This window comes from Glutamicibacter nicotianae, assembly GCF_016907615.1.
Classification (GTDB): Bacteria; Actinomycetota; Actinomycetes; order Actinomycetales; family Micrococcaceae; genus Glutamicibacter; species Glutamicibacter nicotianae.
Genome location: NZ_JAFBCH010000001.1, coordinates 2,283,921 through 2,297,292, shown reverse-complemented (window position 1 = coordinate 2,297,292; position 13,372 = coordinate 2,283,921). Strand labels below are relative to the sequence as shown.

Genomic DNA, 13,372 nt, shown 5'->3' with positions numbered 1-13,372 from the left:
ACGGCTCGAAGAACACGTAGAAGAAGAACACTGATGAAAACCCTTGGCAAGATTTCCCCGTCCCGCGAGTCCTTCCGCGCCATGGCCGCGAACCGACGCGTCATCCCGGTAACCATCACCGTGCTGGCCGACTCGCTCACGCCGATCGGCCTGTACCGCACGCTGGCACAGGGGCGGCCCGGAACCTTCCTGATGGAGTCGGCGGCCCCGGGTGGCGTCTGGAGCCGTTATTCGTTCATTGGAGTGAACTCGCCGGCCACGCTGAGCACCCGCGGGGGAGAAGCCTACTGGCAGGGGCACGCTCCTGACGGCCTGCCCACCGGCGGGGCGGGCGTGGAGGTGCTGCGCGACACCGTGCGCACGCTGAAAACCGAACCGGTTCCCGGCATGCCTCCGCTGACCGGCGGCATGGTCGGCTTCATCGGCTGGGAATGCGTGCGGCACTGGGAGAAGCTGCCCAACCCTCCGGCGGACGACCTGAACCTGCCCGAGCTGAGCATGAATCTGGTCGCCGACATGGCGGCCCATGATGCGGCCGAAGGCACGGTCACGCTGATCGCCAACGCCATCAACTTCAATGGCAGCGACGAGAACGTCGATGCGGCCTACGACGGCGCCGTCGCCCGCCTGCAGGCGATGCTCGACCAGCTCGCGGTGCCGGTGGATTCGGCCGCGGCGGTGCTCACCGGCACCGATGTGCCGCGCGAAACCCTGATGGACGCCGTCACCCATTCCTGGGATGAGAACGAATACCTGGCAGCGCTGGCCAAGTCCAAGACCGCGATCGTGGATGGAGAGGTCTTCCAGATCGTCGTTTCGCGCCGCTTCGAGCTGGAAACCCAGGCCGACGCGCTGGATGTCTACCGGGTGCTGCGCGCAACCAATCCCAGCCCCTACATGTACCTGTTCAACTTCGTCAACGAGGACGGCGAACGCTTCGAAATCGTCGGCTCCTCGCCAGAAGCGCTGGTCACGGTGAACGACTCGCACGTGGTCACGCACCCGATCGCCGGCTCCCGGCCGCGCGGGGCCAACTACGAGGACGACCAGCTGCATGAGAAGTCGCTGGTCAACGACGAGAAGGAACGCGCCGAGCACCTGATGCTCGTGGACCTCTCGCGCAACGACCTCTCGCGGGTCTGCAAGGCCGGCACCGTGGAAGTCACCCAGTTCATGGAGGTCGAGCGCTTCAGCCACATCATGCACCTGGTCTCCAACGTGGTCGGCAAGACCCGCGACGACGTGGACGCCTACGACGTGCTCGCCGCGACCTTCCCGGCCGGTACGCTCTCCGGAGCGCCGAAGCCCCGTGCCCTGCAGTTGCTCGACGAGTACGAGCCGTACCGCCGCGGCATCTACGGCGGCGTGGTCGGATACCTGGACTTCGCCGGCGACATGGACATGGCCATCGCCATCCGCTCCGCCCTGCTCAAGGGGAACCGCGCATACGTGCAGGCCGGCGGCGGCATCGTGAACGATTCGAAGTTCGCCGACGAGGCACTGGAAACCGTGAACAAGGCGGCCGCCCCGCTGCGCGCCGTCTGGGCCGCGCAGTCCATGCGTGCCGCCCACACCATCAACACCGAATCAGGTGAAGCGAAGTGAAGAAATTAACCAGCGCCCGCACCCTTGCCCTCTTCGGCCTGGCCGGCGCACTGATCGGCCTCTGGTCGGCCACCCGGACCTGGATCACCGTTGATGTGGCCTCCAGCTCCGTGCAGATCCCGCAGATTGTCGTTGACGGGGCGACCGCGGCCGCCTCGGTCACCGCGGTCTCCGTGGTGGTGCTGGCCGGTTCGCTGGCGCTGCTGATCGCCGGGAAGATCGCCCGCTACATCATCGCGGCGATCTGCCTGCTCGCCGGCGCCACGGTGATCACCGCCGGCATTGGCGCGCTGCGCGACCCGCAGGCCGTCGCCTCCACCGCCGTGGCCGAAGCCACCGGTTTGGCCCAGAACGCCGGCGAGTACACGCTCACCGCGTGGCCGGCGGTAGCGGTGATTGCCGGCGTGCTGGTCGTGCTGCAGGCGGTGCTGGTGCTGGTCTTCGCCGGCCGCTGGCCCGCGAAGGCCAGCAAGTACGACCGGCAAGCGGCCAAGGCCAGCATGGAGCCTAAGGACCAGTCCTCCCGCAGCATCGCCAGCTGGGAGCAGCTCTCGCAGGGCGAAGACCCGACCGCTGGCGGGAAATAGCCCGGGCCGAGCGTGATTCGCACCACCGGCGCGCAACGAAGGCCCCTGGAATAGGAGGTTCTCGCGCGCAGGTGGCAGAATGGAACCTGAAGACCAACGTCCTTCGGCAGCAACGCCCTGCCGGGGCGCAGCATCACAACATGAGGAGACATCGAACATGTCGCAGAACACCGAGATCGATCCGGTTTACACCGAAGAGATTGGCCACGGCAACTCCATCGCAGCGTGGGCCTGCGTGCTGACCATGATTGTCGGTGCAATCGTGGCAGGCATCGCCTTCGCCTTCCTCGCCTGGTCCATCGTCTGGGTCGGTTGCGGCATCGTCGTAGTCGGCCTGTTGCTGGGCTGGATCCTGAAGGCAGCCGGTTTCGGCGTCGGTGGCGCTCGCAGTGGAGCATCGCACTAAATTGACTGTTCTTGATGACATCATCGCGGGCGTCCGGGAAGACCTGGGCGCTCGTCGCGCAATCACTAGCCTGGAAGCGATCAAGCAGGCAGCGGCGGCAGCCGCCCCTGCACGTGATGCGTTCGCCGCGCTGGGCGGCCACACCGATAAGGCCGCCCGCGACACCACGCTGCGTGTAATCTCCGAGGTAAAGCGCAAGTCCCCGTCCAAGGGCGCGCTGGCCGACATCCCGGAGCCCGCAGTCCTGGCCGCCGAGTACGAAGCCGGTGGCGCCTCGGTGATTTCCGTGCTGACCGAAGCGCGCCGCTTCGGCGGTTCGCTCCAGGATCTCGATGCGGTGCGCGCCGCCGTGCAGATCCCGGTTCTGCGCAAGGATTTCACCGTCGACGAGTACCAGATCTACGAAGCCCGCGCGCACGGCGCTGACCTCGTGTTGCTCATTGTTGCGGCGCTGAATGATGAATTGCTGGCATCTTTCCTAGAATTGACTCACCAGCTGGGAATGAACGCCCTGGTGGAAACCCACACCGAGGAAGAGATCGCCCGCGCCATCAAGGCCGGGGCGAAGATCATCGGCGTGAACGTGCGCAACCTGAAGACGCTGGACGTCGATCCGGCCACCTTCGGCAAGCTCGCACCGCTGCTGCCGTCCGAGGCGGTGATCGTCGCCGAATCCGGTGTGGAATCCACCGAGCAGGTTGCCCAGTACGGTGCTGCAGGCGCCGACGCGATCCTCGTGGGCGAGGCGCTGGTGAAGCACGCCGATCCGCGCGCTTCGGTCGCCGCGTTCATCCAGGCCGGCACCGACGCCAAGCCGCAGCGCTAGCCGCGCACGGCAGCGCGTCGGACCCAGAATTGCATTTCGTGCCCCGCAGGAGCTTCCGGCGGGGCACGAGACTTACCACGAATCAAGCTTCGTACGAGAAGAGAGGGAATCGATGAGCACTCCGGAGAACTCCGAGCCCAGCCAGTCGATCGATGCACAGTCGCTGAGGCACGCAAGCGGCCCGTACTTTGGTGCGTATGGCGGACGATGGATGCCCGAGTCCCTCATGGCCGCCATGGACGAGCTGAACGAGACCTTCGAGGCGGCCAAGAACGACCCCGAGTTCATCGCGCAGGTCAAGGACCTGAACAAGAACTACTCCGGACGCCCCTCGCTGCTTACCGAAGCCAAGCGCTTCTCCGAGCAGTACTGCGGAGGGGTGCGGATCTTCCTCAAGCGCGAGGACCTGAACCACACCGGCAGCCACAAGATCAACAACGTGCTCGGTCAGGCGCTGCTGGCCAAGCGCATGGGCAAGACCCGCATCATCGCGGAGACCGGCGCCGGCCAGCACGGCGTCGCCTCGGCCACCGCCGCGGCCCTGATGGGCCTGGAGTGCGTGGTCTACATGGGCGCCGAGGACACCCGCCGCCAGGCGCTGAACGTGGCGCGCATGCGCCTGCTCGGCGCCACCGTGATCCCGGTGACCGTCGGCTCCCAGACGCTGAAGGACGCGATCAACGAGGCGCTGCGCGACTGGGTCGCCAACGTCGAGACCACCCACTACCTGCTGGGCACCGCCGCCGGAGGCGCGCCGTTCCCGGCGATAGTCCGCTACTTCCACGAGGTCATCGGCGACGAGGCGCGCGAGCAGATCCTGGCCCAGGCCGGTCGCCTGCCTGACGCCGTGACCGCATGCATCGGCGGCGGCTCCAATGCGATCGGCATCTTCCACGGTTTCCTCGACGACCCGTCGGTCGAGATCTACGGATTCGAGGCTGGCGGCGACGGCGTGAACACCGACCGCCACGCCGCGACCATCACCCTGGGCCGCCCGGGCGTGCTGCACGGCGCGAAGAGCTACCTGATGCAGGACGAGGACGGGCAGACGGTCGAGTCGCACTCGATCTCCGCCGGCCTGGACTACCCGGGTGTCGGCCCCGAGCACGCCTACCTGGCCGACATCGGCCGCGTCGCCTACGAGCCGGTCACCGACACCGAGGCGATGGACGCGTTCAAGGCGCTGTGCCGCACCGAGGGCATCCTGCCGGCGATCGAATCCGCGCACGCGCTGGCCGGCACCATCCGGCTGGCCGCCCGCAAGATCGCCGAGGGCGCTGTGCCGCAGGAGACGATCATCATCGCGAACCTCTCCGGCCGCGGGGACAAGGACGTGGGCACCGCCGCCGCCTGGTTCAACATGATCGACGAAAAGGACGCCGAGGCCGAAATCAGCGCGGCCAACGCGCAGAACTCCGGCTCGCAGAACTCCGAGGAGAAGTAGATGACCCGCGTGACCAGCGCCCAGAAGATCGCCGCAGCCCGCGCCGAGGGCCGTCCGGCCCTCATCGGCTACCTGCCTGCCGGCTACCCGGACGTCGCCACCAGCATCGAGGCCGCCGTGGCGCTGGCCGAGAACGGCGTGGATGTCATCGAGATCGGCATCCCGTACTCCGACCCGGTCATGGACGGCCAGGTCATCCAGGAAGCCACCGTGCAGGCGCTGGCGAACGGCTTCAAGGTCCCGCAGATCTTCGAGATCGTGCGCGGGATCACTGAACGCACCGACGCGGCCGTGATGGTCATGACCTACTGGAACCCGGTGCTGCGACTGGGCGTGGACGAATTCGCCCGGCGCTTCGCCGAGTCCGGCGGAGCCGGGCTGATCACCCCCGATCTGGTGCCCGATGAGGCCGCCGAGTGGATGGAAGCCAGCGAGAAGCACGGCCTGGAGCGCGTGTTCCTCATCGCCCCGTCCTCGACCGAAGCCCGCGTGCAGCGCACGGTCGACGCCTCTTCCGGGTTCGTCTACTGCGTGTCGCTGATGGGCGTCACCGGCGCCCGTTCCGAGGTGTCCTCCGCCGCGCAGGCAGTGGTCGACGCCGCCCACAAGGCCGGCGCCGAAAACGCCTGCGTGGGCCTGGGCGTCTCGCGCCGCGAGCATGTGGAAGAAATCGGCGCCTACGCGGACGGCGTGATCGTCGGCACCGCGCTGGTCGCCGCTTTGCGCGACGGGGGAGTGCCGGCAGTCGGCGCCCTGGCCGCCGAACTGAGAGGACGCGCCTGATGGCTTTCGCAGCGCAGCTGGCCCTGCCAGCCTCTATCCCGTCTCCGCCGCAGGAGTTCTCGCAGATCTCGCTGGGCCCGCTGACCATCCACGCCTACGCGCTGTGTATCCTTGCGGGCATCCTGATCGCGCTGTGGTTGACCAACAAGCGGCTTTCCGCCCGTGGCGGCAACTCCGACATGCTCTGGGACATCGCCATCTGGACGATCCCCTTCGGCATCGTCGGCGGCCGCCTCTACCATGTGCTGATCACCGACCCGATGTACTACTTCGGGCTCGGCGGGCAGAGTGCGCATCTGGCTGAGATCCCGCAGATCTGGCTCGGCGGGCTGGGCATCATGGGCGCGGTGTCGCTCGGCGCGCTCGGTGCCTGGATCGGCTGCCGGAGGGCCGGCATCCGGCTTTCTGCATTCGCCGACGCCGCCGTGCCCGGCCTGCTGCTGGCGCAGGCCGCCGGACGCTGGGGCAACTGGTTCAACCAGGAGCTCTTCGGTGCGCCGACCGACCTGCCGTGGGGCCTGGAGATCGACCCGGACAGCTACAACTTCCCGGCCGGGCTGCCCGCGGACACGCTTTTCCACCCGACCTTCCTGTACGAGTCGCTGTGGAACGTGCTCGGCGCCTTCGTGCTGATCGCGCTGGATCGGAAGTTCAAGCTGCGCCGTGGTGCGCTGTTCTGCTGCTACATGATCTGGTACGGGATCGGCCGCACCTTCACCGAATCGCTGCGCCTGGATGCGGCCGAGGTCATCGCCATCGGGCCGCTGGCCCTGCGCGTGCACCAGTGGCTGGCGATCGGCATGGTCATCGCCGGCATCCTCGCGCTGATCCTGGTCCTCGGCAAGCTGCGCGGCCAGCAGGCCGATCCATTCTACCTGCCAGGAAAGGCGCCTGCGCCGGCCCCAGCAGAAGGCGGCAAGCCAGCTGAAGGCACCGGTGCCCAGGACACGCCCGACTCGGGAACCACCTCCGAATCGGAAACCGCGTCCGAAAAGGGGACCGGCGCTGATCCGCAGAACGAGAAGTAGCGGCAGCGAATCCATAGCCCCATTGCGGTGGCCGGCAAGCATTCATGCTTGCCGGCCACCGCTGGTTTAACCCGTCCCGCGGCCTCCGGGATCAGCTTCCATGACGAGCCAGGGACCCAATATGGCGAAGAAGCGCGAATAATTTGGCGGGTTGCCGACGCGTGTGCGCAACATGCTTGAAACATTGGGCGGCTTTCAAAATCGGCTGGCGAGAACGGTTTTCGGGCGTTTTTCACCAAAAAACCTGCTTTTTCCGCGCGAACTGGGACAAAAGTTTTTAACATTGCGGAAACAGAAGCACGCGCATGGGAGAAACAAAACCTGCGTAACGTGAGATCCACGCACCGAACTGGTTGATCGACCCCTGGAACGGCCTGCCGGTGCAGCACCACAACGAGGTGGGAAATGTTCGTCCCCGAAACCTCGATGCGCAAGCAGACCCCGCTTAGCACTGTCGAAAAGTTTCAGCTAGATGAAACATCCAGGCGGCCGGAAGCCCTTGCGAAGAATTAGCTCTTTACCGGGGGCTGCCGCGCGCCTATCCTGCATGAACCACAGAAAGGCACGCTCATGAGCATGACCGGCGTCCAGATGAACGCCTCGCCAGGTTTTGGCGAGGAAGTCCCCTCGCCCTACACCCGTTTCTCCGCGCTGCCCGGCGCGCAGGGGCTGTACGATCCGTCGGCCGAGAAGGACGCCTGCGGCCTGGCGATGATTGCGTCCCTGAAGAACGAAGCCAGCCACGGCATTGTAGCCCATGCGCTGACCGCCCTGCGCCGTCTGGAGCACCGAGGCGCCATCGGCGCCGACGAGGGCACCGGCGACGGCGCCGGCATCCTGCTGCACCTGCCTGATGCATTCCTGCGCAGCGTCACCGCATTCGATCTTCCCGCCGCCGGCTCCTACGCCGTGGGCATGGGCTTCCTCCCGGCCGACTCCGGCGAACGTGCCTTCGCCCAAGAAGAGCTGGAAACCATGGCCGCCGAGGAAAACCTCGCGGTGCTCGGCTGGCGCGAGGTACCGGTCAACGCCGACGTGCTCGGCGCCTCTGCCCGCAAGGTGATGCCCTGCATCGCCCAATTCTTCATCGCCGCCCCTGCCGGTGCCCCGGCCGCCACCAGCCGCGAGCTGGACGCCGCCGCCTGGCGCATCCGCCGCCGCGCGCACAACAAGATGGGCGTGTACTTCGCCTCGTTCTCCTCGCAGTCCATCGTCTACAAGGGCATGGTCTCCACCGCGCAGCTTGAGCCCTTCTACCCGGACCTGTCCGATAGCCGCTTCGCCAGCCGCTGCGCGATCGTGCACTCGCGTTTCTCCACCAACACCTTCCCGTCCTGGCCGCTGGCCCAGCCGTTCCGCACCATCGCGCACAACGGCGAGATCAACACGGTCAAGGGCAACCGCAACTGGATGCGGGCCCGCCAGTCCACCCTCGCCTCGCCGCTGCTCGGCGAGGTGCCCGAGGAACTGTTCCCGATCTGCACCGCCGGCGCCTCCGACTCGGCCTCCTTCGACGAGGTCGCCGAAATGCTCATGCTCTCGGGGCGCAACGTCGCCGAGACGATCATGATGATGATCCCGCAGCCGTGGGAAAACGACGACCAGATGGACGCGGATTTGCGCGCCTTCTACCAGTACCAGTCCATGCTCATCGAGCCGTGGGACGGCCCGGCAGCTGTCTGCTTCACCGACGGCCAGATGGCCGGCGCCGTGCTTGACCGCAACGGCCTGCGCCCGGCCCGCTGGTGGGTCACCGACGACGGCCTGGTGGTGCTTGCCAGCGAGGTCGGCGTGATCGACACCGATGAAGAGCACATCGTGGCCAAGGGCCGTGTCGCCCCGGGCAAGATGTTCGCGGTGGACCTGGCCGGCCAGCGCATCGTCGAAGATGCCGAGATCAAGGCTGAAGTGGCCGCCTCCAAGCCATGGCGCGACTGGGTGGCGCAGAACCTGAAGACCCTGGACGACTTCCCGGACCTGGAGCATGTGCGCCACAATCCGGCTTCCGTGGCCCTGCGCCAGCTGACCTTCGGCTACACCACCGAGGAGCTGCGCGTGCTGCTGGCCCCGATGGCCGCCGCCGGCGCCGAGCCGCTGGCCGCCATGGGCACCGACACCCCGATCGCCGCCCTCTCGCAGCGCCCGCGGCTGCTGTTCGACTACTTCACCCAGTCCTTCGCCCAGGTCACCAACCCGCCGCTGGATGCGATCCGCGAAGAGCTGGTCACCTCCATGGGCACCGCGATCGGCCCGGACGGTAACCTGCTGTCCCTGGACCGCGTCGAGCAGACCCAGATCGCGCTGGACTACCCGGTGCTGACCAACGACCAGCTGGCCAAGATCGCTAACCTGCGCGACGAATCCGGCGCTAAGTACACGCTGAAGGTGCGCGGGCTGTACCGCCCGGCCGGCGGCGAATCCGAGCTGCGCGCCCGGCTGCAGGAAATCTGCGAGAAGGTCTCCGCCGCGGTGAACCGCGGGGTGCGCTACATCGTGCTCTCGGACCGCGACTCCTCGGCCGCCTGGGCGCCGATCCCGTCCCTGCTGCTGACTTCCGCGGTGCACCACCATCTGCTCAAGAGCTCGAACCGCACCCGCGTCTCGCTGATCATCGAGTCCGGCGACGCCCGCGAAGTGCACCACATCGCGCTGCTCATCGGCTACGGCGCCAGCGCGATCAACCCCTACCTCGCACTGGAATCGGTCGAGCAGATGGCCGAGAACGGCGAGCTGCCCGGCATCGACGGAAGCCAGGCCAGCGCCAACCTGATCAAGGCGCTGGGCAAGGGCGTGCTGAAGATCATGTCCAAGATGGGCATCTCCACGGTCTCCAGCTACTGCGGCGCGCAGACCTTCGAAGCCGTCGGCCTGTCCCAGCGCGTGGTCGACCAGTACTTCACCGGCACCGCCACGAAGCTCTCGGGCATCGAGCTGGACGTGGTGGCCGCCGAAACCGCCGCCCGCCATGCGCGCGCCTACCCGGAGATCGACGGCGGCGCCCAGCCGCTGGAATTGGAGACCGGGGGAGAGTACCAGTGGCGCCGCGAAGGCCCGCCGCACCTGTTCAACCCGGAAACCGTCTTCCGCCTGCAGCATTCCACCCGCACCCGCCGCTACGACGTGTTCAAGGAGTATACGAAGGCGGTGGACGACCAGGCCGCGCAGCTGAAGACCCTGCGCGGGCTGCTGAAGTTCAAGACCGAGGGCATCACCCCGATCAGCATCGACGAGGTCGAGCCGGTCTCCTCGATCGTCAAGCGGTTCTCTACCGGCGCGATGAGCTACGGCTCGATCTCCGCCGAGGCGCATGAGACCCTGGCCATCGCGATGAACCGGCTGGGCGCCAAGTCCAACACCGGCGAGGGCGGCGAGGACCCCGAGCGCCTGCTCGACCCCGAGCGGCGCAGCGCCATCAAGCAGATCGCTTCGGGGCGCTTCGGCGTGACCAGCCTCTACCTGACCAACGCGGATGACATCCAGATCAAGATGGCGCAGGGCGCCAAGCCCGGCGAGGGCGGCCAGCTGATGAGCCAGAAGCTCTACCCGTGGATCGCCAAGACCCGGCACTCCACCCCGGGCGTCGGGCTGATCTCCCCGCCGCCGCACCATGACATCTACTCGATCGAGGACCTGGCCCAGCTGATCCACGACGCGAAGTGCGCCAACCCGTCGGCGCGCGTGCACGTGAAGCTGGTTTCCGAGTCGGGCATCGGCACCGTCGCGGCCGGCGTGGCCAAGGCCAAGGCGGACGTGGTGCTGGTCTCCGGGCACGATGGCGGCACCGGCGCCTCGCCGATGAACTCGCTGAAGCATGCCGGCACCCCGTGGGAGATCGGCCTGGCCGAAGCGCAGCAGACGCTGATCCTCAACGGGCTGCGCGACCGCGTCACCGTGCAGGTGGACGGCCAGCTGAAGACCGGCCGCGACGTGCTGATCGGTGCGCTGCTCGGGGCCGAGGAGTTCGGTTTCGCCACCGCCCCGCTGGTGGTTTCCGGCTGCATCATGATGCGCGTTTGCCATCTGGACACCTGCCCGGTGGGGGTGGCCACGCAGAACCCCACGCTGCGCGAACGCTTCACCGGAAAGGCCGAATTCGTGGTGAACTTCTTCGAGTTCATCGCCCAGGAGGTGCGCGAACTGCTCGCCGCGCTGGGTGCACGCACCCTGGATGAGGTGATCGGCAAGGTCGAGCTGCTGGACACCGATGCCGACCAGGTCGCCGCGCACGACAAGGTGGCAGGGCTGGCCCTGGACGCGATCACCCATGTCCCCGACGTCGAGCTGGCCGCGCGCCGCCGGCGCATCGGCCAGGACCACGGGCTGGACACGCACCTGGACCAGCAGCTGCTCGCCGCCGCCGCACCGGCGCTGGCCGACCGCCTGCCGGTGAGCATCGACGCGAAGATCGTGAATACCGACCGCTCCACCGGCACGCTGCTGGGACACCACGTGACCAAGACCTTCGGGGTGCAGACCCTGGAGCAGGACACCATCAAGGTGAACCTGTCCGGCCGCGCCGGCCAGTCCCTGGGCGCCTTCCTGCCCGAAGGCATCACGCTGAAGCTCTCCGGCGACGCGAACGACTACGTCGGCAAGGGCCTGTCCGGCGGCCGGATCGCGATCCACCCGCCGCGCACCACCCTGTCCAAGCCCGAAGAGCAGGTCATCGCCGGCAACGTGGTCGGCTACGGCGCCACCAGCGGCCAGCTGTTCATCAACGGCATGGTCGGCGAACGCTTCGCGGTGCGCAACTCCGGGGCGAGCATCGTCACCGAGGGCATCGGCGAGCACGGCTGCGAGTACATGACCGGGGGACAGGTGCTGATCTTGGGCGCCACCGGCCGGAACTTCGGCGCCGGGTTCTCCGGCGGCACCGCCTGGGTGCTGGACTTCGATCCGGCCAAGCTGAACCCGCTGGCCGCCGAGCACGGCGACTTGCTGGTCGCCCCGGTCAGCGACTCGGAAGCCGAGCGCATCCGCGAGCTGCTCACCGAGCACATCGCGTTGACCGCATCCCCGCTGGCCTCCCGCCTGCTGCTGGACTGGGAGAACACCCGCGGCCGGCTGACCAGCATCACCCCGCGCGACTTCGCCGCCGTGCAGCAGCTACGCAACGATGCGGCGGCCAACGGGCAGAACCCGGACTCGCCGCAGGTATGGAACAAGATTCTGGAGGTGACCCGTGGCTGATCCACGCGGATTCCTGAGGGTGACCGAACGCGTCACCCAGCCCAAGCGCCCGGTGCCGGTGCGCCTGATGGACTACAAGGAGGTTGTCGAACGCCAAAAGGCCGGCACCTTGAAGGAGCAGGCTGGCCGCTGCATGGACTGCGGCGTGCCGTTCTGCCACAACGGCTGCCCGCTGGGCAACCTGATCCCGGAGTTCAACGACCTGGCCTACAAGGGCCGGATGGACGACGCGGCCGCCCGGCTGCTGAGCACCAACAACTTCCCGGAGCTGACCGGCAAGCTGTGTCCGGCCCCCTGCGAGGCCTCCTGCGTGCTGGGGATCAACCAGCCCGCGGTGACCATCAAGCAGGTCGAGGCGGAGCTCGCCGGGCACCTGATGGATGCCGGCGGCTTCGAGCCGCAGCCGCCAGCCAGGCACACCGAGCACCGCGTGGCGATCGTCGGCTCGGGGCCGGCCGGCCTGGCCGCCGCCCAGCAGCTGACCCGCGCAGGGCACACCGTCGCGGTGTACGAGCGCGACGAGGCCATCGGCGGCCTGCTGCGCTTCGGCATCCCGGACTTCAAGCTGGAGAAGCAGGTCATCGACCTCCGCCTGGAGCAGATGGAAGTGGAAGGCACGATCTTCCGCACCGGCATCGAGATCGGCAAGGACATCAGTTGGAAGCAGCTGCGCCGCGACTACGATGCGGTCATCGTGGCCACCGGCGCGACCGTGCCGCGCGAGCTGCCAGTGCCGGGTAACCACCTCGACGGCGTGCACCACGCCATGGAGTTCCTCACCGATAACAACCGCGTGGTGGCGGGGCTGAAGTCCGAGCGCTCGATCGACGCCAAGGGCAAGCACGTGATCGTCCTCGGTGGCGGCGACACCGGTTCGGACTGCATCGGCACCGCGCTGCGCCAAGGCGCCGCCAGCGTCACCACGCTGGCCATCGGCAAGCAGCCGGGCACCGAACGCCGCGAGGACCAGCCGTGGCCGATGATGCCGGTGCTGTTCGAGGTGCAGACCTCCCATGAGGAAGGAGGCGAGCGGACCTACCTGGCCTCGACCGTCAACTTCATCTCCGGCGAGGGAAGTGAGCAAAACAAGGTGATCGGTGTTACAGTTGCAGAGACAGAATTTGTTGCTGGCAAGCGCCTCCCGAAGCCTGGAACCGAACGCGTAATTAAAGCGGATCTGGTCCTGCTTGCCCTCGGGTTCACCGGTCCGGAAGTTTCCGGGTTGGACGAACAGGTCAGTATCGAATTCGACAACCGGGGCAACGTCGCCCGAGATGGCTACTACATGACGAACACCGAGTCGGTATTCGTCGCCGGAGACGCCGGTCGGGGACAGTCGCTGATCGTGTGGGCTATCGCCGAAGGACGCGCTTGCGCGGCCGCGGTCGACAAGTTCCTCACGGGTTCGACTACTCTCCCTGCACCGGTTGCTCCAACCGATAGGGCCATCAGCATCATTTGAGTGACATAGGCTTGAATGCGGCGCACCCGGAAACCGGGTGG

Annotated in this window: 9 protein-coding genes; all 9 read left to right on the top strand. The window is 67.3% G+C overall.

All coding sequences use genetic code 11. From position 1 onward, the window contains the following. Nucleotides 1-33 precede the first annotated feature (33 nt). The 9 genes from JOE62_RS10945 to JOE62_RS10905 all read left to right on the top strand — a co-directional run bounded on the left by JOE62_RS10945 (nt 34) and on the right by JOE62_RS10905 (nt 13,331). Complete coding sequence (locus JOE62_RS10945; RefSeq protein WP_204722374.1) at nt 34-1,605, top strand: anthranilate synthase component I; 1,572 nt, start codon at nt 34-36, stop codon at nt 1,603-1,605. Continuing rightward, complete coding sequence (locus tag JOE62_RS10940) at nt 1,602-2,192, top strand: Trp biosynthesis-associated membrane protein (RefSeq protein WP_204722373.1); 591 nt, start codon at nt 1,602-1,604, stop codon at nt 2,190-2,192. The genes JOE62_RS10945 and JOE62_RS10940 overlap by 4 nt, the downstream gene beginning before the upstream one ends. A gap of 157 nt (nt 2,193-2,349) precedes the next feature. Further along, nucleotides 2,350-2,598: an HGxxPAAW family protein gene (locus tag JOE62_RS10935; protein WP_038991801.1), complete on the top strand. Its 249-nt coding sequence runs from the start codon at nt 2,350-2,352 to the stop codon at nt 2,596-2,598. Between the two features lies 1 nt (nt 2,599). Further along, on the top strand, nt 2,600-3,424 hold the full coding sequence (gene trpC / locus JOE62_RS10930; protein WP_204722372.1) for an indole-3-glycerol phosphate synthase TrpC: 825 nt from the start codon (nt 2,600-2,602) through the stop codon (nt 3,422-3,424). Nucleotides 3,425-3,536: 112 nt separating this feature from the next. Beyond that, a complete protein-coding gene (gene trpB / locus JOE62_RS10925) occupies nt 3,537-4,868 on the top strand; it encodes a tryptophan synthase subunit beta (protein ID WP_204722371.1) in 1,332 nt (443 codons plus the stop codon). Then, complete coding sequence (trpA, locus tag JOE62_RS10920; protein ID WP_204722370.1) at nt 4,869-5,651, top strand: tryptophan synthase subunit alpha; 783 nt, start codon at nt 4,869-4,871, stop codon at nt 5,649-5,651. It begins immediately after the preceding gene. Continuing rightward, a complete protein-coding gene (lgt, locus tag JOE62_RS10915) occupies nt 5,651-6,679 on the top strand; it encodes a prolipoprotein diacylglyceryl transferase (RefSeq protein ID WP_239543340.1) in 1,029 nt (342 codons plus the stop codon). Before trpA ends, lgt begins: the two co-directional genes overlap by 1 nt. A 570-nt stretch (nt 6,680-7,249) precedes the next feature. Next, nucleotides 7,250-11,869, top strand: a complete 4,620-nt coding sequence (gltB, locus tag JOE62_RS10910; protein ID WP_420842178.1) for a glutamate synthase large subunit — start codon at nt 7,250-7,252, stop codon at nt 11,867-11,869. Continuing rightward, nucleotides 11,862-13,331 (top strand): glutamate synthase small subunit, encoded by a 1,470-nt coding sequence (locus JOE62_RS10905; protein WP_204722369.1) that lies wholly within the window; start codon nt 11,862-11,864, stop codon nt 13,329-13,331. The genes gltB and JOE62_RS10905 overlap by 8 nt, the downstream gene beginning before the upstream one ends. Nucleotides 13,332-13,372 lie beyond the last annotated feature (41 nt).

What these genes read in the sequence shown, in the direction of transcription:
- JOE62_RS10945 (WP_204722374.1), top strand. Translation starts at nt 34, where the DNA reads ATGAAAACCCTTGGCAAGATTTCCCCGTCCCGCGAGTCCTTCCGCGCC.
- JOE62_RS10935 (WP_038991801.1), top strand. Translation starts at nt 2,350, where the DNA reads ATGTCGCAGAACACCGAGATCGATCCGGTTTACACCGAAGAGATTGGC.
- trpB (WP_204722371.1), top strand. Translation starts at nt 3,537, where the DNA reads ATGAGCACTCCGGAGAACTCCGAGCCCAGCCAGTCGATCGATGCACAG.
- trpA (WP_204722370.1), top strand. Translation starts at nt 4,869, where the DNA reads ATGACCCGCGTGACCAGCGCCCAGAAGATCGCCGCAGCCCGCGCCGAG.
- lgt (WP_239543340.1), top strand. Translation starts at nt 5,651, where the DNA reads ATGGCTTTCGCAGCGCAGCTGGCCCTGCCAGCCTCTATCCCGTCTCCG.
- gltB (WP_420842178.1), top strand. Translation starts at nt 7,250, where the DNA reads ATGAGCATGACCGGCGTCCAGATGAACGCCTCGCCAGGTTTTGGCGAG.